23 protein-coding genes are annotated in these 25,283 nt (G+C 65.2%); 13 read left to right on the top strand and 10 right to left on the bottom strand.

Annotated features, from left to right (window positions below; genetic code table 11):
• Positions 1 to 20: 20 nt before the first annotated feature.
• From ACY9XZ_RS01515 to ACY9XZ_RS01505, 3 genes are all read right to left on the bottom strand, one after another.
• The gene (locus ACY9XZ_RS01515; protein WP_463455331.1) at positions 21 to 1,877 is read right to left on the bottom strand and encodes an ABC transporter permease; all 1,857 of its coding nucleotides are present in this window, start codon (positions 1,875 to 1,877) and stop codon (positions 21 to 23) included.
• 12 nt (positions 1,878 to 1,889) lie between these two features.
• The gene (locus ACY9XZ_RS01510) at positions 1,890 to 3,014 is read right to left on the bottom strand and encodes a thiamine ABC transporter substrate-binding protein (protein ID WP_463455330.1); all 1,125 of its coding nucleotides are present in this window, start codon (positions 3,012 to 3,014) and stop codon (positions 1,890 to 1,892) included.
• A 64-nt stretch (positions 3,015 to 3,078) separates the two neighbouring features.
• On the bottom strand, positions 3,079 to 3,471 hold the full coding sequence (locus ACY9XZ_RS01505) for a hypothetical protein (RefSeq protein WP_463455329.1): 393 nt from the start codon (positions 3,469 to 3,471) through the stop codon (positions 3,079 to 3,081).
• A 91-nt stretch (positions 3,472 to 3,562) separates the two neighbouring features.
• On the opposite strand from ACY9XZ_RS01505, the gene ACY9XZ_RS01500 reads away from it, so the two are divergent.
• From ACY9XZ_RS01500 to ACY9XZ_RS01480, 5 genes are all read left to right on the top strand, one after another.
• The gene (locus ACY9XZ_RS01500; protein WP_463455328.1) at positions 3,563 to 4,219 is read left to right on the top strand and encodes a sugar phosphate isomerase/epimerase family protein; all 657 of its coding nucleotides are present in this window, start codon (positions 3,563 to 3,565) and stop codon (positions 4,217 to 4,219) included.
• A gap of 133 nt (positions 4,220 to 4,352) precedes the next feature.
• Positions 4,353 to 5,465, top strand: coding sequence for a pyruvate dehydrogenase (acetyl-transferring) E1 component subunit alpha (gene pdhA, locus ACY9XZ_RS01495; protein WP_463455327.1), 1,113 nt, complete (start codon positions 4,353 to 4,355; stop codon positions 5,463 to 5,465).
• 42 nt (positions 5,466 to 5,507) lie between these two features.
• Positions 5,508 to 6,230, top strand: coding sequence for a hypothetical protein (locus ACY9XZ_RS01490; RefSeq protein WP_463455326.1), 723 nt, complete (start codon positions 5,508 to 5,510; stop codon positions 6,228 to 6,230).
• 171 nt (positions 6,231 to 6,401) lie between these two features.
• Positions 6,402 to 7,727, top strand: coding sequence for a divalent metal cation transporter (locus tag ACY9XZ_RS01485; RefSeq protein WP_463455325.1), 1,326 nt, complete (start codon positions 6,402 to 6,404; stop codon positions 7,725 to 7,727).
• The gene (locus tag ACY9XZ_RS01480) at positions 7,724 to 8,278 is read left to right on the top strand and encodes a hypothetical protein (RefSeq protein ID WP_463455324.1); all 555 of its coding nucleotides are present in this window, start codon (positions 7,724 to 7,726) and stop codon (positions 8,276 to 8,278) included. Before ACY9XZ_RS01485 ends, ACY9XZ_RS01480 begins: the two co-directional genes overlap by 4 nt.
• Before the next feature lie 67 nt (positions 8,279 to 8,345).
• On the opposite strand, the gene ACY9XZ_RS01475 is transcribed toward ACY9XZ_RS01480, so the two are convergent.
• The 3 genes from ACY9XZ_RS01475 to ACY9XZ_RS01465 form a co-directional block, all read right to left on the bottom strand.
• A complete protein-coding gene (locus ACY9XZ_RS01475; protein ID WP_463455323.1) occupies positions 8,346 to 8,591 on the bottom strand; it encodes a DUF7861 family protein in 246 nt (81 codons plus the stop codon).
• Between the two features lie 19 nt (positions 8,592 to 8,610).
• Positions 8,611 to 8,766, bottom strand: coding sequence for a hypothetical protein (locus tag ACY9XZ_RS01470; RefSeq protein ID WP_191906039.1), 156 nt, complete (start codon positions 8,764 to 8,766; stop codon positions 8,611 to 8,613).
• 380 nt (positions 8,767 to 9,146) lie between these two features.
• Positions 9,147 to 11,060 carry a beta-CASP ribonuclease aCPSF1 gene (locus ACY9XZ_RS01465; RefSeq protein ID WP_463455322.1) on the bottom strand — a complete coding sequence of 638 codons (1,914 nt, stop codon included), beginning with the start codon at positions 11,058 to 11,060 and terminating at the stop codon, positions 9,147 to 9,149.
• A gap of 268 nt (positions 11,061 to 11,328) precedes the next feature.
• Between ACY9XZ_RS01465 and ACY9XZ_RS01460 the strand changes: the two genes are divergently transcribed.
• On the top strand, positions 11,329 to 11,811 hold the full coding sequence (locus ACY9XZ_RS01460) for a hypothetical protein (RefSeq protein ID WP_463455321.1): 483 nt from the start codon (positions 11,329 to 11,331) through the stop codon (positions 11,809 to 11,811).
• 576 nt (positions 11,812 to 12,387) lie between these two features.
• A complete protein-coding gene (locus tag ACY9XZ_RS01455) occupies positions 12,388 to 12,543 on the top strand; it encodes a hypothetical protein (RefSeq protein ID WP_463455320.1) in 156 nt (51 codons plus the stop codon).
• A 6-nt stretch (positions 12,544 to 12,549) separates the two neighbouring features.
• Here the strand turns inward: ACY9XZ_RS01455 and ACY9XZ_RS01450 are convergent, their stop codons facing one another.
• Positions 12,550 to 13,608, bottom strand: coding sequence for a DUF7350 domain-containing protein (locus ACY9XZ_RS01450; protein ID WP_463455319.1), 1,059 nt, complete (start codon positions 13,606 to 13,608; stop codon positions 12,550 to 12,552).
• Positions 13,609 to 13,925: 317 nt separating this feature from the next.
• Between ACY9XZ_RS01450 and ACY9XZ_RS01445 the strand changes: the two genes are divergently transcribed.
• Positions 13,926 to 14,201 (top strand): hypothetical protein, encoded by a 276-nt coding sequence (locus ACY9XZ_RS01445; protein WP_463455318.1) that lies wholly within the window; start codon positions 13,926 to 13,928, stop codon positions 14,199 to 14,201.
• Between the two features lie 13 nt (positions 14,202 to 14,214).
• Here ACY9XZ_RS01445 and ACY9XZ_RS01440 read toward each other — a convergent pair whose 3' ends face one another.
• The 3 genes from ACY9XZ_RS01440 to ACY9XZ_RS01430 all read right to left on the bottom strand — a co-directional run bounded on the left by ACY9XZ_RS01440 (position 14,215) and on the right by ACY9XZ_RS01430 (position 16,393).
• Complete coding sequence (locus ACY9XZ_RS01440; protein ID WP_463455317.1) at positions 14,215 to 15,480, bottom strand: DUF7405 family protein; 1,266 nt, start codon at positions 15,478 to 15,480, stop codon at positions 14,215 to 14,217.
• 80 nt (positions 15,481 to 15,560) lie between these two features.
• Complete coding sequence (locus ACY9XZ_RS01435) at positions 15,561 to 16,064, bottom strand: winged helix-turn-helix transcriptional regulator (RefSeq protein WP_463455316.1); 504 nt, start codon at positions 16,062 to 16,064, stop codon at positions 15,561 to 15,563.
• Positions 16,061 to 16,393 carry a DUF7471 family protein gene (locus ACY9XZ_RS01430; RefSeq protein ID WP_463455315.1) on the bottom strand — a complete coding sequence of 111 codons (333 nt, stop codon included), beginning with the start codon at positions 16,391 to 16,393 and terminating at the stop codon, positions 16,061 to 16,063. The genes ACY9XZ_RS01435 and ACY9XZ_RS01430 overlap by 4 nt, the downstream gene beginning before the upstream one ends.
• Positions 16,394 to 16,473: 80 nt before the next feature.
• Here ACY9XZ_RS01430 and ACY9XZ_RS01425 point away from each other — a divergent pair, with 80 nt between their 5' ends.
• From ACY9XZ_RS01425 to gltB, 5 genes are all read left to right on the top strand, one after another.
• Complete coding sequence (locus tag ACY9XZ_RS01425) at positions 16,474 to 17,196, top strand: hypothetical protein (RefSeq protein ID WP_463455314.1); 723 nt, start codon at positions 16,474 to 16,476, stop codon at positions 17,194 to 17,196.
• 82 nt (positions 17,197 to 17,278) lie between these two features.
• The gene (locus tag ACY9XZ_RS01420) at positions 17,279 to 18,055 is read left to right on the top strand and encodes an SAM hydrolase/SAM-dependent halogenase family protein (protein WP_463455313.1); all 777 of its coding nucleotides are present in this window, start codon (positions 17,279 to 17,281) and stop codon (positions 18,053 to 18,055) included.
• 97 nt (positions 18,056 to 18,152) lie between these two features.
• Positions 18,153 to 19,607 carry a proline--tRNA ligase gene (proS, locus tag ACY9XZ_RS01415; protein ID WP_463455312.1) on the top strand — a complete coding sequence of 485 codons (1,455 nt, stop codon included), beginning with the start codon at positions 18,153 to 18,155 and terminating at the stop codon, positions 19,605 to 19,607.
• 447 nt (positions 19,608 to 20,054) lie between these two features.
• Entirely contained in the window at positions 20,055 to 20,468 is a 414-nt protein-coding gene (locus tag ACY9XZ_RS01410; protein ID WP_463455311.1) for a CBS domain-containing protein, read from the top strand.
• Positions 20,469 to 20,622: 154 nt separating this feature from the next.
• The gene (gltB, locus tag ACY9XZ_RS01405) at positions 20,623 to 25,173 is read left to right on the top strand and encodes a glutamate synthase large subunit (RefSeq protein ID WP_463455310.1); all 4,551 of its coding nucleotides are present in this window, start codon (positions 20,623 to 20,625) and stop codon (positions 25,171 to 25,173) included.
• Positions 25,174 to 25,283: the final 110 nt, after the last annotated feature.

Raw genomic sequence — 25,283 nt, 5'->3', positions numbered from 1 at the left:
CACTGTCCGACGGCGACTCCTTAGAACCCAACGTCGTCACCCCCGAGCCGGTCGATGAGCAGGAAACTCGCGCTGGTGACGGCGAGCAGGACGACGCCCATCGCCGTCGCGGGGCCGAGCCGACGGCCGATGAACCGCTCGATGGCGATGGGCATCGTGAACTGGTTCGTCCCGGAGGCAAGCACAATCGTCGCCGAGAACTCCCCGATAGAGATAGCGAACGCGAAGGCCGCGCCGGCGACGACGGCCGGCCACACCAGCGGGAGTTCGATGTCCACGAGCGCCCTGGCGCGTGGCGCGCCGAGCGCGCGGGCGGACTCGACGAGCGTGTGGTCGATACTTTCGAGGCCGGGCGCGACGGTGCGGACGACGAACGGATAGCCCGCGACTGCGTGGGCGGCGATGATGGCGAGGCCGCCGCCGACGGCGACGCGGGACCCGCCGATCTCGACGCCGAAGACGAGGCCCCGGAGCAGGCCGAGGCCGACGACGATGCCTGATACTGCAAGGGGAGACATCGCGACGGCGTCAACGAATTTCCGGCCGCGGTAGTCCCGGGTCGTCAGCACAGCCACGACGACGCCCATCGGCAGCGCGACGGCGAGCGAGGCGACGCCGAACAGCAGCGAGTTTCTGACCGCGTCCCACGGCTGGACCTGGAACGACGCGCCCGTCGTCTGCCGGTCGATGAGAAACCTGTAGTTCGCCAGCGTCAGCCCCTCCGGCCCGCTGAGGCTGGCGAGAATCATGCTCGCAATCGGCGCGACAAACACCGCCAGCGCGACGACGATGTAGACGGCAAGGCCCATCCGGGGGAGCAGTTCACGGGCCGAGAACGACGGCGGCGTCAGCGGCCGGCGCGGGAGCGGTCGAATCCCACGGGACCGGACGGTATGCTTGGCCTCGTAGCGGAGATAGGCGTACAGCAGCCCCAGCGAGATGCCGAGTTCAATCAGCGCGAGCGCGGCCGCCTCGGCGTACTCCAGGTCACGGATGAGGCGGTAGACGAACACCTCGACGGTCGCCAGCTGGAACCCGCCCAGGGCGAGGACGATGGGGAACGTGCTGAAGGTGAACACGAAGGTAAGCGCCGCGCCCATCAGCACCGACGGGTACAGTTGCGGGGCGACCACGTCGCGGAACGCCCGAAACGGGCTCGCGCCGAGACTTCGCGCCGTCTCGACCGCGCTGGCGTCGACGGACTCCCAAGCAGCGGTGGTCACCCGGGCGACGAGGGGCGCGTTGTAGAACGCGTGAGCGATGATGACGGCCTCCAGCGTGAACAGGAGATTGACCTGTCCCAGACCGAGCGCGCCGAGCACGGCGTTGAGCGTCCCGTTCCGGCCGAACGTGGCGACGAAGCCCACCCCGACCATTATTGACGGCAGGACAAAAGGGAGAATCGTCAACGACCGGAGCGTCCGCCGGCCTGGAAACTCGTAGCGGGCGAGTAGGTAGGCTGCGGGGAGCCCGAGGGCGACGCTGGCAACGGTCGACAGCGCCGCCTGGTACGCCGTGAAACCGATGACGCCCAGCCGCCGGTCCGGCGAAAGAAGGGCCTCAATGACGGCCTCGACCGGTTCGCCGGCCAGCAACCGCGCCGGCTCCCCGAGGTAGAACGGGTCCTGCAGTATCGAGACGAACATCTGGCCCGTCCAGCGGCCGTCGACGAGGACGCTCTCGATGAACACCGTCGCCACCGGGTAGTAGAAGATGCCGAGCAACAGCGCGATAGTGGCGACCGCGAGCCCGACGATGGCCCGCCGCTCGACAGTGTTGCGGACGGTCCGCCGTCGCTCGCGGGACGGGCTGTCCGCTGTTCCTGTCGACTCCTCGTCGCCATCGCCTGCTGTACCGTCGTCGAGATCTCGGGCCACAGTCAGTCGTCGCTAGTTCGAGGCGAACTGCCGCTCCCAGTCGGAGATCCAGCCCGAGACGGAGCCCTTGAGCTCGTCGTAGCCGAAGGTGACCGGCTCCGGGGGCTCCTGGGCCAGTTCCGCGTAGTCCTCGGGGAGGTCGGCGGATTCGGTCGCCGGGAACTGGACGTTCCGGACGGCGATTTCGCCCTGGATCTCCGGGCGCAGCAGGAAGCCCATGAACTCCCGTGCGAGGTCGGGGGTGTCCGCGCCCTCGAAGACCGCCATCCCCTCCGGGTTAGCGTAGCCCTGGTCGTTCAGGAAGCGGATCTGGTGCTCCTCAAGGTTGGCGTCGTTCTGGTCGGCGAACACCTGGTCGGTGGAGTAGGAGACGACCATCGGCGCTTCGCCGCCCGACCACGCGCTGTAGGCGTCACTCCACGACCCGAGTACCCGAACGTCGTTGTCCTGCAGGTCGCTCCAGTAGTCCAGATAGCCGTCGGGGCCGAACTGCTTGACTGTGTGCAGCAGGAACGCCCGGCCAGTGGCTGAGCTGGCGGGGTTCTGCGTAATGAGATCGCCGGCGTGTTCCTCGGCCAGCAGGCCGTCGAAGGTCTCCGGCGCGGTGGTCGCCGTGCCGTCGAACACCAGGCTGATGTACCCCGTGTCGTAGGGGATCGCCCGGCCGTCGGGGTCGAACTGCAGGCCCGGCTTGATGTCGTCCTGGCCGGCCACGTCGCCGACCTGGGCGAACAGCGCCTCGTCGAGGTTCTCGTCCACCCGGACGAGGTGGTCCGTGTTCAGTCCGAGGTACATGTCGGCCTCGATGTCGACGCCGGCGTTCCGGCGTTCGATGTAGTGGTTGAGTTCGTTGCTCGGCGTCTGCCAGACGAGGCGGGCGTCGAACTCCTCCTCGAAGCGCTGTTTCACCCACGCGCCCGGACTCGTCGACGGCGAGTCGATGAACGCGCTGTAGGTCCCGACGACGAGCGTCTCCTCGGCACCGCCGGCGTCGCCGGTGCTCGTCCCGGGCGCGGTCGATTCGTCCGTGCTGCCGCCCTCGGTGCTCGACTCGTCGCTGCCGCCCAGCCCGGCACAGCCAGCAACGGAGACGGACACCGTCGCGCCGGCCGCTGTCAGGAAGGAACGTCTATCCATTACTCCGTGGTCACACCCGGTGGTATTTAACCCCGGTGTTCCTGCACTGGACGGCTTCAGCGCCTCAAAGCACCGAAACGACCGTTATGACGCCGCGGTACTGCAGGATGGTGACGGCGTTGTAGGCAACGACCGCGAGCGTCACTACGGCAAACAGGGCGAGAAATACCGTGGCGTCGCGCTCGGAGAGCAGTCGCCAGCCGGCGACCAGCCACAGCATCGCACCGAACTTCACCAGCCAGAGGCCAGCCAGTCCGAACTCCGCGAGCATCGTGCTGACGACGACGTTCCCCTCCTGTAGCCCGACCGTGAGCCCGGTCATTGTCAGAAGGATGTCCCCGACCGTTGCGATGAGGATGACGGTCCAGAGTACCGCGTGGGTGGCCGACAGGTGGTGCCCCCGCCAGAATATCAGCCCACTCTCGTCCGCGTCTGCGCCCGCCTTGCCAGGCATCATCGATACCATGGGCGGAAACGGTATGAACGCTCGGGCAAGCGCCGTCGGTGAAGAGACCGTTTTATCTTCCTCGTCGTGAAACTCTGTCGTAATGAACCTTGTCGGCAAGTGCCCGCCGAGCCCGGCCAAGCTTGACGCCGCGGCCGACCGGGGCTTCGACAGCGTGGAACTCCATCTCCGACCGGCAGACCTCGACGACGTGGCGACGACAGCGGCGAGAGTCCAACAGTCACCCGTTTCTGCGGCGTCGGTCCACACGCTTCACGCCCGACCGGACGACCCGGAGCCGTTCCGCCAGAGCGACGCGCTGGCCCAGCGCCTCGACGCCTATCTGGTGGTCCACAGCCAGTACGCCCAGCACACGCACACCGCCCTGCTTGACAGCTACGGCTTCACCGTGCCGTACGGCTACGAGAACAACCCCGGGATGAGCGTCCATTCCCTGCGGAATCTCCTGCTGGACCGCGGCCACGACCTGGTGCTCGATACGGCCCACCTGTATATGGCCGAGCCGACGTATCTGGATTCGCTGAAAGCCCTTCTGCGGGACTACGGCGACCAGATTCAGGTCGTTCACTTTACCGACGGCACGCCGCTTGAGGACGGGCTGGCGTTTGGTAACGGCGACATCCCGCTCGAACGGACTGCCGATGTTCTCGATGCGCACTTCGACGGGGCCGTCGTCCTCGAAGTGATGCCCGACGACCAGGCCGACGCTCGCCGTCGTGTGCTGGAGTGGCTGGGCTGATACTGTTGGCTGTCTCTTTGTGAAAATATTCGCCGCTTCGACGTGCCAATACCTTTCACGTGATTACAGCCGACAGTCGACAGGAACCCGGACACAGCTTTTTGCTCGTCCGCTTCGAGTGTGGTGATACGACATGTCCCATGACGTTCTCGACCGGGCTCCCGACGACCGCATACAGGCGCTGAATTCGGACGGTGAGATCGTCGACCCGGATCTCGTTCCAGATCTCGGCGACGAGGCGCTGGTCTCGATGTACCGCGATATGCGCTTTGCCCGCCGGTTCGACGAGCGGATGATCAGCCTCCAGCGCCAGGGTCGGCTCGGAACCTACTCGTCGCTGGCGGGTCAGGAGGGGTCACAGATCGGGTCGACGTACGCGCTGGCCGACGCGGACACTATCTTCTACCAGTACCGGGAACACGGCGCGCTCGTCGCCCGCGGGCTCCCCTGGGAGTACGTCCTCTACTGGATGGGCCACGAAGCGGGTAACGCCGCCATCGGCGACGTGAACGTATTTCCGCTGAACATCTCTATCGGCGCGCACCTCCCCCACGCAGTCGGGTGGTCGTGGGCGGCAAAGCGCAAGGGCGACCAGCGGGCGGGCGTCGTCCACTTCGGCGATGGGGCTACCAGCGAGGGGGACTTCCACGAGGCGATGAACTTCGCCGGCGTGTTCGAGACGCCGACGGTGTTTTTCTGCAACAACAACCAGTGGGCCATCTCCGTGCCGCGGGAGCGCCAGACCGCCAGCGCGACGCTGGCACAGAAAGCCGACGCCTACGGCTTCGACGGCGTACAGGTAGATGGCATGGACCCACTGGCGACCTACACCGTCACCGAGGCCGCACGGGAGCAGGCGGTGGGGGCCGACGGAGCGAAGCAGGAACCCATTTTCATCGAGGCCGTCCAGTACCGCTTCGGTGCGCACACGACCGCCGACGACCCGGACGTGTACCGGGACGAAGCAGAGGTCGAGCAGTGGCGCGAACGCGACCCGCTGGACCGGATGGAGCAGTTCCTCAGAAACTGCAATCTGCTGGACGACGGGAAAATCGAGGTGATGGACGACACCATCAACGAGCAACTCGGCGAGATCATCGACAAGGCAGAGGCCCACGCCGCAGACCCGACGGACCTCTTCGCCGACGTGTACGCGAAGTCGACGCCGAACATCGACGCCCAGCGCGAGTACTTCGAGGGGCTCCGGGAGCGCCACGGCGACGACGCCCTCCTCGAATCCGAGTAGCCGACCGAGCCTGTTATTGCCGTCCCGCCGTTTCCGTCCACTGTGACAGAGTGGCCACCGGCCGACCCCACCGACGCGACAGCCGTTGCACAGCAGCGCGACGAACTGGTCGCGGCGGTCCGGGACCACGCCGGACAGGTCGCCTACCAGCTCGCTCGGCTGGAGGGTGGCGACTACGGACAGGCGGACGTCGAGACCGACCGCGGCGAGTGGACCGTCAAGTACGAGGGCGGCGACCTGGAGTACCTCCGGTTCTCGCCCTCGCGTGGCGCTGATACCTACGTCATCTCGACCAAACAGCCGCCGGAGCCCGAGCCGCTGGCCGCCGCGCTGGCCGACTACGACGCCTTCGTCGAGGGGTTCAACGACTACGTCGCGTCGCTCGACGGCGTACTCGACGACGTGTCGACCGAGTTCCCGGAAATTGCGACGACCGATGGCGTGGTTGCTGAACGGGACCGCGTCTTGGGCCGCATCCGGGAAATCTGCGACCAGATCTCGCGGGAACTCCAGCGCTACGAGGGCGGCGACTACGGGACCTTCACCGAACGGATCGGCGGGACGCGGTGGGAACTGAAGTGGGACACCGACGGCGCGTCGTATCTCCGCGTCGGCGGGAGCAACGGCCTTTACCTCCTTTCGCAGTACGAACCGCCTTCGGCAGCTGACATCCGCGAGTACGCCCCGCAGTTCGCGGACTTCGTGGACGCGTACAACGACCACGTCGACGAACTCGAATCGAATCTCGGAACTGTCGAACTCTGAATCGGCATAGCCACCGTCGGCTGGGGTAGCACACCGCTCGGTGAGCCGATGGTGTCGATCCAGTAACGCCTTGGTTTCTGTATAACCGCTGTACCGCAGTCGAATTACCGCAGAATACCACCGAACGATATGTCGGCAGTGTTTTGAGGGGGCCTCACCCAAGCCGGAGGTATGAGTCCGACCGAAACCGTCGATAGTTCGGCTGTTAGCAAGGGTACAATCAGTGACTACGTCGAAGCGATGGGGCCGTCCTGGATCGCAGGCGCTATCGCCGCCGGCCCGGCGACGATTGCCAGCCTCGTCACCGCGGGCGGTGCCTTCGGCTACAGCCTCCTGTGGGTCGTCGTCCTCTCCGCGGGGGCGGGGGCACTGGCCCAGTATCTCGCGATGCGGCTGGGACTGCTGACCGAGCGGGGCATCGTCGCCGTCGTCGAGGATCACCTCGGCGAGACGTGGGCGTGGCTGCTGGTCGGTGACGCGGTGCTTGCGGCCGGCGTGGCACAGTTGGTGATTATGAAAACTGTCGCCACAGTCTCGGCGACGGTGACCGGTATCGACGCGCGGATCTGGGGCGTCGCCTGGGCGCTCGTTCTGGCGGCGGGACTGGCCGGCGGCGGCTACCGGTTTCTTGAACTGGCCGCGAAAGTCCTCGTCCTGCTGGTCGTTGTCGCTTTCGTCGCCAGCCTGTTCGTCGTCCCCATCGACGCCGGTGCGGCGGCGACCGGGCTGATACCGTCCGTCCCGTCCGGGAGCGCGCTGGTCGCCGCCGGCATCCTCGGCGGCGCGGTCCACATCACGCTCATCACGATGCACTCCTACACGATGCGGGCCCGGGGCTGGACCCGCGAGGACTACGACCTCGCGACGGTCGACGTCGGGGCGTCGATGCTGGTGGCGTTTGGGGTCTACAGCCTCGCTATCTTCCTGGTGACGGCGAGCGTGCTCACCTCCGGCGACCTCACGACGGTCGGCGCTGCGGAGGCGCTGGGCCCGCTGGTCGGTGACAGCGCCCGCTGGCTGTTCCTGGTCGGGCTCTGGGGCGCTGCCGTATCAACGCTCGGGGGCAACACCATCGTGCCGCCGTTCCTGCTCGCCGACAAGCTCGGCTGGGGCACCACTATCGAGGACAGCCGCTACCGCGGACTGCTCGTCGCCGTCGCGCTGCTCTCTGCCCCGGGCGCGTTCATCGGCGGGAACGTGCTCGGCCAGCTCGTCCTGGTGCTCGCGCTCGGCACCGTCGGCACGCCCTTCGTCATCGCGCTCGTCCTCTACCTCCTGAACTCCGACGCGGTTCCGGAGTCGAACTCACTGCTGGCTAATATCGGCGGCCTGGCGCTCATCGCTGTGTCGGGTGGGCTGGCCGGGAACTTCGTCGCCGAACAGCTCGGCGGTGGCATCGGGCCGCTCTCCGGGTTCGTGCTGGCCTTCGCCGTCGCGCTCGGGCTCGCCATGGCCGGCCTCGGCGGGAAGTTCCTGCGGGAGGAACGCCTCGCGTGACCGGCGTGGAGTTCCCGCTTTCCGGGTCGACGCTCGTCACCGGTCCCTCGAACGCCGGCAAGACGCGGACGACCGCCGCCGCGCTCGATGCCTGGCTCGGCCGCGAGGGAGCCGAAGGCGTCGTCGTTCTCGATTTCGCGCCCGAACTCGAACGGGACGGGGCCGTCTTAGGGGGTCGCCTCGACCGGTTCATCACCGTGCCGGAGACGGTCTGGGTCGGCCGGATCGACGCTAGCGCCCCGCGCGCCGAGAGCGAGACTGACGACCAGGCCGTCGCGCTCGCCAGAGAGAACGCCCGCCTGGCCGAGCGCGAGATGGACCGACTTCCGCCGAATCCGCGGGCGGTGTTTGTCAACGACGCGACGATACCGTTCCAGTACGATCCCGCTGCGGTCCGCCGGCTCACCGAATACTGTGACGGGGCTGACGCGGCCGTCCTCAACGCCTTCGACAGCGACGAACTGGGCGTCGATAATCCGGTGTCCCGGGCCGAGCGGGATGCGCTCGAGACGCTCCGGCGCTGGGCCGACCGGACCGTCGATCTGTCGTAGCGACCCGTGTCAGCAGAAGAAGTTCGGGCGTAGAACCATGACCGGACGCCTCAGCGGCTGCCGGTTACTACCCGCCGCGTTTCCGGAACCAGACGCGCTCGCCGACCGGGCTCTCGTCGTCGCCGATGTCCAGCCGGCTGACGAACAGGTCGCGGATGGCCATGGTGACGACGAGTTCAGTTGGCTCGCCGGACTCGTCTTCGACGGTGACGACGCAGTGGCCGTCCCGCTTCGCTATCCCGGTGATTGTGCCGACCGTCCAGCGGTCGCGGTGGTGTGACGGTTCCTGTGCGTGAATGCGGTCGTGGTTCATAGACACTGCTGTCCGTGTCTCACCGGTTCCACTCGTAGAACCACCACGCGCCGCCCAGCGCCATCAGGCCGATTCCGAGCGTCGAGGTCGCGGGCTCCGGGATGATGAACAGCACGAGTCCAATGAGTACCATCCCGACCGGTTCGAGTTCGTCGAGATACTGGATGATGTCCATATCTGCCCCTTCACCCGCCTGCCGTATAGAGGTTCGTCCGGCTATTGGTGGTGTTTAGTTTAGCAATGATGACTGCAGAGTGCCAGAAAGCCCTCGCGTTCTCAGCTCCCGCGGCTCGCTGCGCTCCAGTGGGTGCTTACTTCGCCGGGGTTCGCTGAGAACGTGACCCCTTTCAATCCCACCCAGTATCGCTTTCCCAACCGGCTCGGGTGGGACTGAAAGGGGCGGCTGGCTGAACGACGGCGGACGATGCAAGGACCGCAACGCAGTGAGGACCGCAGCGAGGCCCCCGAGTTGAGCCAGTCGGGGCTTTCTGGCTGTTCGTAACTTCTGTTCACTGCCGCTATCGGGGAGATAGCGAAGCGGGAACGGCGACCGGATCAGCGAAAGCGGAACGTTTCGAGGTTCTCCGGCGCGAAGGTCCGAATGTTCTGGTCGTGGTACAGCGACGAGGAGAGGTCCTGTGTCGCGGATTCGTCGCCGTGGACACAGAGAATTTTCTCCGGTCGGGGGTTCATCGTCTTCACGAAGTTCTCAAGCCCCTGCCGGTCGGCGTGGCCGGAGAAGCCGTCGACTGTCTCCACAGTCATCTCCAGTGGGACCGTCTCGCTGCGCCCGCTACCGACGGGCACCTCGTCGATGCCACGCTGGATTCGCTTGCCGAGCGTTCCCTGCGCCTGATAGCCGACGAAGGTGAGCGCCGAGTCCGGGTCGGGGCCGAGTTCTTCGAGCCAGGACATCACGGGGCCGCCGGTGAGCATCCCGGACGTCGAGAGGATGATACAGGAATCGCCGTCGGCGATCTCCTGTCGCTCCTCGTCGCCGCCGTCGATGTGATTGAACTGGTCGGCCAGGAACGGATTCTCGTCTTCGTCGAAGATGCGGTCCTGCAGGCCGTCGCGGAGATACTCGGGGTAGGTCGTGTGGACGGCTGTCGCCTCCCAGATCATCCCGTCGAGGTGGACCGGCATCTCGGGGATGTCGCCCTCCCGCATCGCCTCTTCGAGGACGAGCATGAGTTCCTGTGACCGCCCGGCGGCGAAGGTCGGAATGAGGACCTTCCCGTCGCGGTCGTAGGCGTTCTGGACGATCTGTTTGAGCTTTCGCTCGGAGTCTTCCTGGTCGGTCTGGTAGTCGTTGCGGCCGCCGTAGGTCGACTCGAGCACGAGCGTCTCCACCCGCGGGAAGTCGTTGACCGCGCCGTCGAACAGGCGCGTGTCGTCATAGTGGATGTCCCCGGAGAAAGCGACGTTGTACAGGCCGTCGCCGACGTGGAAGTGACACACCGACGAACCGAGGATGTGGCCGGCGTTGTGCAGCGTCAGCTTGATATCGGGCGCGATGTCGGTCACGTCGCCGTACTCGAGCGGGATGGTGTGTTTGATCGCCTCGCGGACCATCTCGGAATCATAGGGCGGCGTGCGGCCCTCGTCCGCGGCGGTGTCCAGATAATCGAGCGTCAGCAGTCCCATCAGGTCCCGCGTCGGCTCCGTGCAGTAGATGGGGCCGTCGTAGCCGTACTCGAACAGCAGCGGGACCATCGCGGAGTGGTCCAGGTGCGCGTGGGTCAGGACGACGGCGTCGATGCCGTTGGTTCCGGCCCCGAACGCCTCCGGGATGTCGAGATACGGCTGTTCGCCGTTCGAACCGGGTTTGTTGCCACAGTCGATGAGGATCCGCGTGTCCGGTGTCGAGAGGATGAAGGCGGCGCGGCCGACCTCCCGACAGCAGCCAAGCGTCGTGATGCGGACGTACTCGTCGTCGGACATCGGCTCGCGGTGGATCTGCCGGCCGACGCGTTCGAGGATGTCCCGGCGGTCCTCCCGCTCCTGTTTGAGGAAGTTCCGGACGTTCTCGACCGTCGAGGACTCGATGGGGGGCGTCCGAACGACCTCGGGCGTCCACCCGACCTCCTGCGTGATTTCACGCAGGGTCGCGCCACGCCGGCCGATGACGACGCCGGGCTTCTGTGCCTGGACGACGACTTCGCCGGTGTCAGTGTGGAAATTCAGGTCCATGACGCCGGCTTCCTCGGGGATGAGTTCCCGGATCGCCGCCTCGGCCTCGGCTGGCGGGGCCAGAACGTCCGGGTCCGGACGGACCGTGATGCGTTTGCGGAGTTTCGACGCGAGCCGGCGAACGAGGTCGCTGTTCGCGGCGAACTCTTTCGGGTCCCGCGTGTATATGACGAGTTCCGGTCCCTCGTAGGTGACATCCGAAACGGAAATACGGCGCGGGACTTCCTCGTCGATCGTTGCCTTCACGTCTTCGAGTTGCTTGTCTACAGTGCTCATAGCTCAAAACGGGGTGTCATCCCGGTAGCGGGGCCGTCAACGGCTGGTGCGGGCCGACCTGGTACCGCGGGATGTACGCTCTCTAATAAAGTCATCAGTTATCGGTGAGTTGCCTCCGGACGTGGAGAGATGCCCGGAAAACCGTCCTCTATTTCCCAGTATCCCCCTCGTGTTATAAAAGCCTTCGCAATACGAAGGTCGGGTCTGGACCGCAGTCGCCGCCGCGTGTGCCCACAAGGGGTAAACGCACACCGTGTGAGAATACGGCATGCGACTGACACCTGAAACCGTCCGCGCAGAGTACGACTGGGTGCAGGAACGGGGAGACGTCGTCGTCCCGCTGGTGAACGAAACGCGAGCCCACCTCGGGTCTCAGTTCGGCGTCGATGTCGACACCCTCACAGATGACGCCTACACAGCCGCTATCGACGACGTGTTCGCCGACGGCGACCGCGCGGTCAACGTCGCTGCGTTGGTCCGTCTCCTGCGAGACCTGGACGTTGCGGGCGATTATCCGGGCTTCGTCGTCGACGAACTGCTGGGCCGTGAACTGGCGGCCATGATAGCCGGTGAGCAACCGCTCCGTCTGCTCGCGGAGGCCACCTTCCACGTTGCGGACGTGCGATCACACGGCGATGACACAGCGGCGGCGGGCGCTGATGACCTCGACGCCGCACTCGCGGCCGGCGTTCAAACACGGGTCCCGGGCTGGCCGTGGCAACAGACGGCGAGCCCGTTCGCTGTGGAGTGAAACCGGTCGAGCATCCGGGATCGTATGCGCCGCCTGGATTTGGCGGAATTTGTAGACCCGAAACGGTTAATAGAATAGCATTTTGGAAAATAATTATTAGCTAAGGCTGAAATAATGGTAACTATACGGATAGAATTAACACATGTTTAGTGAGCAGGTTCCGAGTCAGTGTCCAAAGTGTGGATCAGTAGATGTCCGGATAAACAGGGTTGCACCCTCCTCTCACGAGCGCGGGGACGAATGGAGCATCCGCGCCGAGTGCCGCGATTGTAACGATTACACTGAGTGGTTCGACTAACTGAAAACGTGGGGGTCGGCGCGGCGTTTCAGTCGTCGACCGGCCAGTGGAAGCGTTCCAGCAGAAGCGTCGTTTTATACATTTCTGACCTGTGTCGACAGAGTAGTTGCTGCTATACTGAACGTGTGTACTTCGGGAAATCCATGTTAAACGATGACTCAATATCCTTCATTAGCGCCGTCATCAATCGTATCATGCGGGGATTCCCTAAAACACATTTAGGGAAAATACCAGTACTGACAGGTGAGAAACGAGGCTCGGTCGGGGTATCTAATCAAATGTCTAGTTCCAAGATCCCGGGACAGTGTCCGGAATGCGGTTCGGTGAACGTCAGCGTCGTCAGGATCGCGCCGTCGGACCACGACCGGGGAGACGGTTGGGCGACCCGCGCCGAATGCGACGAGTGCCCGGACTACGTCGAATGGATCGACTGAGCGGCGTCAACCACCGGAAAACGAGAACGAAGGTGTCGTCAGGAACGCCGTTTCGTACCCCTCGTGGCGGGACACCTGTGGCGGGGCAACGACGTCGACACCGACCGACGGCTCCTGGGTCGCCGTCTCGACGATTGCGCCGTAATGATACCCGAGTTCGGGATGGACCGCGGCGGTCAGCGCGTCCTCGAACACCTGTTCGCCGTCGGCCTCCACGGTCCCGTCGAGTGACATCATCGGAAGGGGGACACGGTTGTACGGCGTCCGGACCGAAACAGCGAGATACGACTCGCCCTCGGCGAGGAACCCGGCGTCTTGAAGCCACGTGGCGGCGTAGACGCCGTCGCTGCCTTTGTCGGTCCCGAGAACGGTCCCGGGCAGGGCCGACACCTCGGGGACCTGCGAGGTCGGCACCATGTTCATCTCCATCAGGTCGACCGCCGCGCGTTCGCCCTGTGACTCGGGGAACTCCTCGAACGCGAGTTGATCGCGAGCGCTCTGTGCGAAGTCGAACTCGACTGTGGTCTCGCCGGCCTCGCCGAACCGCCCCTCGAAGGCCCCCAGTCGGCGTTCGCCCATCCCGTTGACGCGGACCGAGAGCTGGTAGACGCCGTCGCCGTCGAGGGCGTAGTTGTCGCCGTAGTGAAAGCCCATGTTCTGGGAGATCATCGGCCACGGGGACTTGTCGGCGACCGTCTCGCCGTCGCGCTCGACGGTGATCGAGAGGCCGGCGGACACTGGGAGAACCATCTCTGTCTCGGGGTCCCAGACAGTCGCCATCAGGTGGACGCTGTCCTCGCTCCGGATGTCGACCTTCTCGGCCGTCGTCCCGGTCACCGTCCAGAAGCGATGGGGAAAGGAGTAGCTCAACCCGACCATGTACTCGCCGGCCTGTGCCATCCCGGCCATCCCCATTCCCTCGGCGTGGGTGGGGCGGTACGTGGCGTCGGGTCGGTCCTCGACCAGCGGGGGTGCGCGCGTCGACTGGGAGCTCAGAGAACCACATCCCGCCAGGACTGTCGTACCGGCGAGGCCGGCCCCGGCGAGGAACTGTCGGCGATTCATGAACCGCCTTTGGGCCCTCGTTTGAAAGACCGTTCTGGTACGATAGCCGAATGTCGTGGTGGGAACTGGACGGCACAAGACAATTGCTACCGGTCGGTGCATTCCCGGGCGTGCTCGCCAGAATTGCCCGCATTGCGGTTCTCGGTTTCGTGGTCCTGACCGCAGGCTGTTTCGGTGCGCCGTCGCCGGGGTCATCGGGCCCATCAGAAGCAGCGACGACCGCTCCGCCCTCAACAGGGACTGTCGATTTCCGGAACGGTCCAAAAGAACAACCGAGTCGGCCCGCGACGCTGAACGAGTCGTCCGTCCGTGAGTTCGTGTACGAGTACGAATACCGACACGTCTACAACGGTCTGTGGCAGGGCGAATACACCGAGATGACCCTCGACTGCCGCATTGACGACGTCACCGAACGCTCGTGGGGATACGACGCTGTCGTCACCTGTACTGGGTCGTCGACGACTGACCCGCCGGCCGACTCGACAGCGACGGAAGGCCCGATAGCCGACTACTTCACCCAGTCGTACCGCTACAGCGTCAGCGCCGACGCCCTGGCTCGTGAGTCAGTCGAGAACCGCGACCCGGTATCCTGACGACATCGACCCGTCAGGCTGGATCGGCCGGCGGGAGCGCCCGCAGCGAGCGCGGCGGGAGCAGGTAGTTCCCGCGTCGCGTGACCGTCATGTACTGGAGGATGCCGTTGTTCACTCGCTGGCCGACGGCGGAGTCGTTGGCGACGTCCGTCCCGTTCATCGCCTGTTTCGTCGCGACGAAGTCGGCGATAGCGCGCTGCAGCGAGAGGAAGTGCAGCCCCGCTTCACCGCCGTCGGTCGAACTGAAGTCCCGGCGGAGAATGGGTGGCGTTCCGTCCTCCCTGACGCGGGACATCTTCTGGGCGTGCCCGACGACGCCGTCCCGCCGGCCGCTGTCGACGACATCCTCGGGGCACTCGCCGGCACCGTTGTCCGTGCCGAGGTTCTCGCCGACGCCCTCGACCTTGTCTTCGGCGGCGTGGGCCGGACAGAACATCTTCGAGACGCGCTGGTCACGCGAGTCCTGTTCGTACCACTGCTGGAGTTGCAGCCGGATCTTCGAGAGGTGCTGTGTCGCGCCGCCGGCGAACGGCCCCGAGTCGACCGTCACACGGTCCTCCGAGGCCTGGTTGTCGTCGAAGCCGGATTTGAACCCCATGAACAGCGGGGCCTCGTCGGGCACCGGCTCTGAGTCCGGAACGCCGTCAACGTCCTGGTTCTCGGCGGGCAAACCGGCCCCGACAAAGCCCGTCCGGCGTTCCGCCTCGCGCAGGACGCCCTCGAAGGTCGCAGTCATCTCGTGGTCGTTCGCGGTGTCGTGCCGGCCTTTCAGCGCTTCCTCGGCCTCGATGACGGCCCGTTCGTCATCGCTGGCGAGGTGAAGCAGGGCATCGGGCGTGTCGAGTTCGGGGTCTTCGAAAGGGGCAAGCGCCGTCGGCTCGGGCAGGTCGACGCCGGCTACGTCGGCCTCGAACCGGTCGAAGTAGGCCGGGCTGTAGCCGAGCGTGAACAGCAGCCCCTCGTTGCTCCACTCGTAGGCCTGTTCGAGGTCTCGAAGCGCCGTCTCGACCTGCTCGCGGTCGGCGTCGGTCGGCGTTCCGTCGCCGGTGTAGTCAAGCAACAAGAGGACGTGATGGCGCGACAGCCGGTGGTTCCCCGCGTCGTCGGTCGCCAGCGACGCGTCCCAGGCGTGCTGGCGCTCCGGGAGCGAGGCGGGGTCGTCGGTCCCCTCGGGTACCGCCCCCGACCCGCGGTCGAGACAGGCGGCCAGCGCCGCCGTGCCGCCGATGGCGACGGCGCTCTTGGCGAACTCGCGTCGGGAGATCCCGCGTTCAGTCATCATCCGCCCTAGGGACTGCCCATCCAATTGGGTTGTGGTACGAGATTCGAAAGCATCGGGAGCGTCCGTAGACAGGCCGGCTAGCCGCCCTCGAAGAGCCGGTCGAGTAACCGGGTGAACCGGTCCGACAGTCGGTCGAGGGCCGTGGGGTCGACTGTCGCCAGCAGTTCGACCGTCGCTTCCGGTCGACAGAGCGCCAGCGTCACGCGCCCCCCGCGCCGACGCTTTTCGATGATCTCGTATTCGACCAGCCCGTCGAGATGGTGTTCGAGCGTGCTCCGGGCGATGTCGACGTGGTCTGCCACTTCGCCGGGGCGGGCTTCCTCGCACTCTATGAGCGAAACGAGGATGTCTCTGGCCGTCTCCCGCCGGAGGAAGGCGATTGCGCGGCGCTCCCAGGGGTCGAACGACCCCGCGTAGTAGTGCGTGCGTCCGTTGACCGACTCGCTGGTGATGTGGTCGAGTCGGCCCAGATGATACTGGACCTGTCCCGTTGCGAGGTCGAGCGTCCGGGTCAGTTCCCGAAAATGGACTCCCGGGTGAGACTCGATGTGCCGGTAAATCCGGGCTCTGGTGTCGCTCATAGCCCCTCCTCGTCGAGCCGTTGCTCGACAGTCCGAGCGTAGTACACCGCGCCGAGAACGAGAACGACAAAGAGGGTATCGAGCGCGTGTTCGAGGAGGTGGTGGGTCGGTTCCGAGACCAGGGAGAACCCCGACAACAGCGCGATGAGTGGCCGGACGAACAGCGCGGTGAGCGCCAGGGCGATCAACAGATACGGACGCGTCCTGCGCTGTCGGTACGCGGCTACAGCGAGGCCACACAGGACTGCCACGGCTACGGCAGAGAGGACGACAGCGGCGACGTCCAAGGTCCCGCCGCCGAGATAGCCACCCACACTGGGTAGTTTCATCACAGTACAGTTAGAAGCCGACGTGCCTCAGTCGTTCGGTTTTGGGCGACTTTTTTATCGGACCGCTGAGACGTGGCGGTATGGACCGCATCGGCTTCATCTGCGAGCCAGAGCATCCGGTGTTCGGTGCCGTCGCAGAGCGGCTCTCCGCCCGGGGATTCGACGTCCAGTTCCTCCGCCCCGGAAACCCGGTGTCCGAAGCCGATATCGACGACCTGGCCGCGCTCGTCAACACGACGCTCCGGCCCGAATCGTTCAGCGCCCTGCGGTACGCCGACAGAGTCGGGGTCGAAACGTGGAACGGGTTCCTACCGACGACGGCGCTGTCCTGCCGACTCGTCGCGCTCCACGGACTGGAACAGGTCGGCTGTCGGGTCCCGACCGTCTGGTTCGAAAAGCCCGACTGCGACTACGTCGCTCGGACGCGCTACTCGTGGGACGGCGTGCCAGCGGACAGCGACGAAGGCGATTTCTATCAGGCTCGGGTCCGGGAGGACCCGGTCGAGTACAAGTACTTCGCCGTCAACGACGGCCGCGAAACGCATCTCCGAGCGATTCAGGTCCGCTCTGAAGTGTCCGGGCTGGACCACGTCATCAGCGAGGAACCCGTTGAGGTGACACTCGCGGCCCGCGTCCGGGAACTGCTGGACCGCTTCGGCGCGCGGGCACTCTGTGTCGAGTTCGTCGAGAGCGAGTCTGAGTTCTACGCACAGGCTGTCGACCCCGCGCCGGGGTTCACCGGGACGGGGATGGAACGCCGCGTCGCCGACTCCATCGCCTCGCTGACGACAATCGGGGCCTGAGCGGGAGCGGCGCTGAGTGAATCCTGTTACCAGGGCATAAGACTCTACAGGCGCACCGACGTGGTAGCGACTGGTACTCCACATGAGCAGGTTCGTTCATCTCATCGCGGACTACGGCCCGTCAGACCCGGCCTTTTCCGAGGTCGTCCACCGGCTTACGGCCGCCGACCCGACGATTACCGTGCAGTCGACCGAAGTCAAGCCGTTTTCGACAGTCGCTACGGGCTTTTGGATCGCACAGCTGGGCGTCCATAACCCCGCGTTCGACGACCTGCTGATATACTCGAACACCGCCCCGCGAACCTCGCAAACGACGCCGGAGCGGGCCGACACCGGCGGGGCGCTGTGCTATCTCGAACTGGACAACGGCGTCCCCGTCGTCGCCGTCGACGCGGGCTACAACCTCTCGTTCATCGCCGACCGGGCAACGACGTTCCGCGAGATCGACCTCCCGGCCGACACCGGGCAGTTCCGCTCCCGTGACGTGTTCCCGCGCCGGGTCGCCGAAATCGCGAACGGGAACCACTCCTCGCTCGGTGCGGAGCGGTCCCTCGACGACGTGCCGGCCCCGCCGGAGGCCGTGGTCTGTCACGTCGACGGCTACGGGAACGTCAAGACCGGTATTCGCCAGTCGGCGTTCTCGCCGGGGAGCGAATCGGTCGTCGTCGAACTCAACGGCGAGTCCCGGGAAGTCGTCGTCAGGGACGCTGTGTCGAACGTTCCGGAGGGATCTCTCGCTATCGTTCCCGGGTCGGCCGGCGGCGGGGACCCCTATCAGGAGCTGTTCCTGCGCGGGGGTTCTGCTGCGGACGCCTTCGGCGAGCCCGAGCCCGGCGACGAGCTGACGGTTCGGGCCTGACAGCAGTGGTGGATGTCGTCCGCTTGGGCCAGCCGGCGTACCAGCGGCTGACCACCCTTCGGGGAGTTTATTAGCGCCGTGGGCCACGACACACCTAATGAGTGGCGAGCAGGAACTCGGCATCACCGAGAGCAAGGAGCATTCACCCGGCGAGTGGTACGCCGAGGTCGTCCAGAAGGCCGGCCTCGCTGACTACGCCCCCATGGGCGGGTTCATCGTCACGCGACCACGCGGCTACGCCATCTGGGAGCGCATCCAGAGCAACCTCGACGGCTGGTTCAAGGACACCGGCGTGCAGAACGCCTACTTCCCGCTGTTCATCCCCGAGAGCTATCTGGAGAAGGAGAAAGACGTCGTCGAGGGGTTCGACCCCGAGGTCGCGTGGGTGACCCACGGCGGCCACGACGAACTCGAAGAGCGCCTCGCCGTCCGGCCCACCAGCGAATCCATCATCGCGCCATTTATGGCCCAGTGGACCCGCTCGCACCGGGACCTCCCGATGCGACTGAACCAGTGGTGTTCGGTCGTCCGATGGGAGGCCACCGAGACGAAGCCGTTCTTCCGCACCAAGGAGTTCCTCTGGCAGGAGGGCCACACCGCCCACGCCGACGAGGACGGCGCGTGGGAGGAGACGATGACACGTCTCGACCAGTACGCCCGCCTCTACGAGGAGGTCATGGCGATGCCGCCGCTGAAGGGCCGCAAGCCCGAACACGACAAGTTCCCCGGCGCGCACACCACGACCACCATCGAGACGCTGATGCCCGACGGCAAGACCGTCCAGGCCGCCACCTCCCACTACCTCGGGACCTCCTTCGGCGAGGCGTTCGATATCACCTACGCCGACGCCGACGAGGAAGAGAACACGGCCCACACCACGTCCTGGGGGCTGTCCTGGCGCGCGATGGGTGCGCTCATCATGACTCACTCCGACGACCAGGGCCTCGTGCTCCCGCCCGCGCTCGCCCCCGACCAGGTCGTCGTCGTCCCCATCTGGCAGGAGGACAACCAGGAGGAAGTCGTCGACTACGCCGCCGATCTCGCCGCCGAACTCGACGAGGCCGGCGTCCGCGTCGAACTGGACGACCGCGAACACCGCAATCCCGGCTTCAAGTACAACGAACACGAACTCCACGGCGTTCCCCTCCGAGTCGAGATCGGCCCCCACGAGGTCGAGGACGAAGAGGCCACGCTGGTCCACCGGCCCGACGGCGAAACCGAGACGGTCGACCGCGATGGCATCGCCGACACCGTCACGGAACACCTCGACACCGTCCACGCCAAACTGTACGCCGACGCTGAGGAAACGCTGGAGGGCGAAATCCGTGAGGCAGAATCCCGCGAGGAGATCCTGGGCACCATCGGCCAGCACGGCGGCTACGTGAAGTGCGGCTGGTGCGGCGACGAGGACTGCGAGGAACCGATCAAGGACGCTATCGCGGCCGAGATCGTGATGGTCCCGCTGGACCGCGACGAGGAGCCGATCCACGACGACTGCGCTATCTGCGGTGCGGACGCGGAAGAGACGGCGTACTTCGCGAAGAGCTACTGAGCGTCAGAGCCGCGTTTCGACCGTTCTACGCGACATCTCCGACATACGTTCGCCCGACGACCGACGCGACTACTCAAATACCCGGTCGACTGAAGGAAGGATGGGGTCGGGGAGCGTGTGACATTTCCTCCGTGCCCCCGTTGAGCACTGCTGCCCCTGTGTATATAAATCGCCGTCAGACTACAGTCATACAAACGCCAAACGGCGAACAGATACCGTCGTGGGTACCGTAGGGTCACCGGATAGTTCGGTTCGCTGATGAGGGGCCAGCAGTCTTGCACAGACCGACCAGTCGGGGGTAGACTGCCGAGGGCAGGAAAAGGCTGGTGAGACAGGATACACGACAGCGCGAACAGAATATTAAGACCTTATATATTTCTCTGTCACTGAAATCGAGAGATATCCGGAACCAACACGGTTATATTATGTCCCATGTTATCGACTGCCATGGACGACGTATTTGTCGGTCGAATTATGTCATCGCCCGTAACCACTGTTGCCGCCGACGCGAGCGCGAAAGCAGTCGCCAAGCGGATGCTCGACGAGAACATCAGTTCTGTCGTTGTCGTCGACACTGACGGGGAGTTACTGGGGATTCTCACCTCGACGGATTTCGTCGAGATCGCCGCAAAGGACGGCGATACGACGGGACTGGACGTGTCCGAGTTCATGACCACCGGGCTGGTTACTGTCACGGCAAACGACGCCGTCGAGACGGCCGCAAACCTGATGTTGGACCACGGTGTCCACCACCTCCCTGTCGTCGACGAGACGGAGGGTGTGGTCGGAATGTTGACGACGACTGACATGACTGCCTACGTTTCGGGTATCGAGCAGTCGACTGCGCCGATGCTCGGTTGAACACTATGTGAACCGCCAGCCTGCGGGCATCCGCATATAAACCGTGATACAAATCGAACAATCGTTATAAATATATATGCCTTAATGTGGGGTTAAACAACACTAATACCATTAGGATTACCCTCTTATAGTGGCATACCTAGTCGTGAAACACATGGTTGAGCGACAGACAGGTCTCTCTGCAGGCGAAGCCGGGCTTGCAGATCCCACGGACGAGCGGTCGAACTGTGGTGTCGGGGTCGTCATGGACCTCGACGGCCAGAGCGACCACTGGGTTGTATCGGACGGGCTCGAACTCCTCGACAACCTCGAACATCGAGGGACGACGGGAGCCGAGCAGGACACGGGCGACGGAGCGGGCATCATGCTCCAGATTCCACACGAGTTTTTCGCTGCCGAAGTCGATGCCGACCTCCCGCCTGCCGGCGAGTACGCCGTCGGCACGCTCTTTCTCCCGAAGGACGACGACGAGGTCGCCGAGAGTCTGAAAGACCTCGTCGAGACCGAACTCGCCACGGAGGGCCTGGACGTCCTCGACTGGCGCGACGTACCCACGGACAACAGCGACCTCGGCGCGACGGCGCTCGAATCGGAGCCGAAGATCGTCCAGTTCTTCGTCACCTCCGCGACGGGCAAAACCGGCGACGCCTTCGAGAACCAGCTGTATATCGGCCGCCGGTCGCTCGAAAACACGGTCAAAGCGGAGAAACCCCCGGGCCACGAGCGCTTCTACGTCGTCTCACTCGCAACCGACGTGGTGGTGTACAAGGGTCTGCTCAAGGCCGAACAGCTCGAAGATTACTACCCGGACCTGGAAGACGAGCGGATGCAGTCGACGTTCGCGATGGTCCACGCCCGCTTCTCGACGAACACGCTGGGCGCGTGGCACCTCGCACACCCCTACCGCCGTGTCATTCACAACGGCGAGTTCAACACGATTCAGGGGAACATCAACTGGATGCGCGCCCGGGAGACCGACATCCAGAGCGACGAGTTCGAGGGTGACCTGGAGAAGATCAAGCCCATCATCGACGACCCCGAGCAGTCAGACACCGCAAGCGTGGACAACGCGCTCGAACTCCTCCTGCAGGGCGGTCGTGACCTCCCCCACGCCCTCCGGATGCTCATCCCAGAAGCGTGGCGCGGCGAGATGAACGACGTGACCGGCGACCGGCGCGAGTTCTACGACTACCACGCCTCGCTGGTCGAACCGTGGGACGGCCCGGCGCTCGTCGCGGCGACGGACGGCGACCGCATCGGCGCGGTGCTCGACCGCAACGGCCTGCGCCCGTGTCGCTACGACGTTCTGGAGGACAACACGCTCGTGATGTCCTCCGAGGCCGGCGCGCTGGAACACGACGCCAGCGAGATCCAGGAACGCGGCCGGCTCCAGCCCGGACAGTGTTTCCTCGCCGACCCCGAAGAAGGGCGTGTCATCCCCGACGCGGAGGTGTTTGAAGACATCACCGACGACAAGTACGGCGAGTGGGTCGCTCAGGAACAGGTCGACATCGACGCAGTGGCCGACCGCGAGGACAACGCACCGCAAGACCCCTCGGACGCCCTGCGGAGCCACCAGGCCATGTACGGCTACACGTACGACGAGGTCGACCACCTCATCGAGCCGATGGCCGAGAAGGGGAAAGACCCGGTCGGCTCCATGGGCGATGACACGCCGTTGTCGGTGCTCTCGCAGTTCAATCGCCCGCTGTTTACCTACTTCAAGCAGCTGTTCGCCCAGGTGACGAACCCGCCGCTTGACTACATCCGCGAGGAACTCGTCACCTCGCTCGAGTCCCGACTGGGTCACCAGCGCAACATCCTCGACGAGAGCCAGGACCACGCCCGCCAGCTCGTTCTGGACTCGCCGATCCTCACCGACGAGGAGACCCAGTCGATCAAGGATCTGGACGCGAACGGCATGTCCACGGAAGTCCTCGACATCACCTACGAGAAGGGCGGCGACCTCCGCGAGGCCGTCGAGGACGTGCGTGCCGAAGCCGACGCCGCGGCGAAAGAACACGATATCCTCGTCCTCTCGGATCGGAACGCCGGGGAGGACCGCGTGCCGATTCCGAGCCTGCTGGCCGTCGGTGGCATCCACCACCACCTCGTCCGCAACGGCCTCCGCAACCACGTCGGACTCGTCGTCGAGTCCGGCGACCCGCGAGCGGTCCACCACTTCGCGACGCTCATCGGCTACGGGGCCGGCGCGGTCAATCCCTACCTGGCCTACCAGACCATCGAGGACCTGGTGGCCGGCCCGGACGGCGCTGATCTGGCCGACGCCATCGACGCTTACATCACCGCCGTCGAGGACGGCCTCCTGAAGACGATGGCCAAGATGGGTATCTCCACGGTCGAATCCTACCAGGGTGCCCAGATCTTCGAGGCCGTCGGCCTTTCCTCCGATTTCATCGCCGAGTACTTCGAGGGGACGACCTGCCGGACCGAGGGTATCGGCATCGAGGAAATCGAGGACGACCTCACCCAGCGCCACGAGGTCGCCTGGAGCGAGGAGGAGCCGGAAATGCCCCGCCAGGGCGAGTACGAGTTCCGCTCGAACGGCATCCACCACCAGTGGAACCCCAACACGGTCGGCAAGATTCAACAGGCCGTTCGGATGGGCGACTACGACACGTACAAGGAGTTCGCCGAGCTGGTCAACGACCAGAACGAGGAGCTCCAGACGCTCCGCGGGCTGCTTGAGTTCGACTCCGACCGCGAGTCCATCCCCATCGAGGACGTCGAGCCGGTCGAGGACATCGTCGAGCGGTTCGAAACTGCGGCAATGTCGCTCGGGTCGCTCTCACCCGAGATGCACGAGAACAACGCTATCGCGATGAACCGCCTCGGCGCCAACGCCAACACCGGCGAGGGCGGCGAACCGCCCGAGCGGTTCGACACCGAGAAGGAGTGTACCACGAAGCAGGTCGCCTCCGGCCGCTTCGGCGTTACCTCCGACTACCTCGCGTCGGCCGACGAACTCCAGATCAAGATGGCCCAGGGGTCCAAGCCCGGCGAGGGCGGCCACCTGCCCGGCAAGAAGGTCAACGAGATGATCGCCCACGTCCGGTACGCGACGCCGGGGGTCGGCCTCATCTCGCCGCCACCGCTGCACGACATCTACTCCATCGAGGACCTCAAGCAGCTCATCCACGACCTCAAAGCCAGCAATCCGGAAGCGGACATCAACGTCAAGCTGGTCTCCGAGGACGGCATCGGGACCATCGCGGCCGGCGTCGCCAAGGCCAACGCCGATGTGGTCCACATCTCGGGCCACGACGGCGGGACCGGCGCGTCGCCAAAGACCTCCATCAAGAACGCTGGCCTCCCGTGGGAGCTCGGTGTTTCGGAGGCCAACCAGATGCTCCGAGCGACGGGCCTGCGGTCGCGCATCAAAGTGACGACCGACGGCGGGATGAAGACCGGCCGCGACGTGGCCGTCGCCGCCCTCCTCGGTGCCGAGGGGTACACCTTCGGGACTGCCTCGATGGTCACCTCCGGCTGCGTGATGGCCCGGCAGTGCCACGAGAACACCTGTCCGGTCGGCATCGCCACGCAGAACGAGAACCTCCGCGAGCGGTTCCCCGGCGAGCCACAGCACGTCATCAACTACATGACCTTCGTGGCCCAGGAGCTGCGCGAGATCATGGCCGAACTCGGCTTCGAGACCATCGACGAGATGATCGGCCGGCCGAGCGTCCTCAAGCAGCGCGACAACGTGACCCAGCCGAAGGCCCAGAAGCTCGACCTCTCGTCTGTCATCGCGGAGCCGGCCGACAACGACGGCCGCTACAAGCAGCGCGAACAGACCCACGAGGTCGACGAACAGCTCGACTGGGACCTCATCGACGCCGCCGAGGGAGCGATCTACGACGGTGAACCGGTCGCCATCGACGCCGACATCAACAACGTCGACCGCGCAGTCGGGGCGACGCTCTCGAACCGCATCTCCCGCGAGCACGCCAGCGACGGGCTCGCCGACGACACGATCCGCGTGGACTTCGACGGCACGGCCGGCCAATCGTTCGGCGCGTTCCTCGCACAGGGCGTGACGATGGAGCTGACCGGGACCGCCAACGACTACGTCGGCAAGGGCCTCTCGGGCGGGAAGCTGATCCTGAACACGCCTGACAACGCCCCCTTCGACCCGACGGAGAACATCGTCATCGGCAACGTCGCGCTGTACGGCGCGACCCAGGGCGAGGCCTACGTCAACGGCATGGCCGGCGAGCGCTTCGCCGTCCGCAACTCCGGGGTCAAGGGCGTCGTCGAGGGCGTCGGCGACCACGGCTGTGAGTACATGACCGGCGGCGCCATCGTCGTGCTGGGCGAGACAGGCAAGAACTTCGCGGCCGGGATGTCCGGCGGCGTCGCGTACGTCTACGACCCCGACGGCGAGTTCGCCGAGAAGGCAAACACCGGCATGGTGTCGCTGTCCGACACTCTCGAAGGAAAGGACCGCCAGATGATCACTCGACTCGTCGAGAACCACGCCGCCTACACCGACTCCGACCGCGCGGCGGAACTGCTGGAGAACTGGGATGCCGAACTGGAGAACTTCACGAAGGTGATGCCCGACGCCTACGCCGAGGTCATCGCCGACCGCGAGCGTGACGACGTGCGCAACGAGCCACCGGCCAAAGCCGCGCCGAGCGCCGAGGCCACTGAAGTGGACTTCGCTGCCTCCACTGACGACTGAAGCGCTCGGATTCAGCGTTTTCCTGTCTGTAGCTATCGGCGTTCGTTTTTCCATTACAGCTAAGTCCGGTTTTCGCTACGATGACAGGGCGTGACAATCAACCGCCGGCC

It is taken from the genome of Haloarcula sp. HT12 (genome assembly GCF_055271655.1).
The sequence above is the reverse complement of the archived record's forward strand: the minus strand, read 5'-3'. Positions and strand labels throughout refer to the sequence as shown.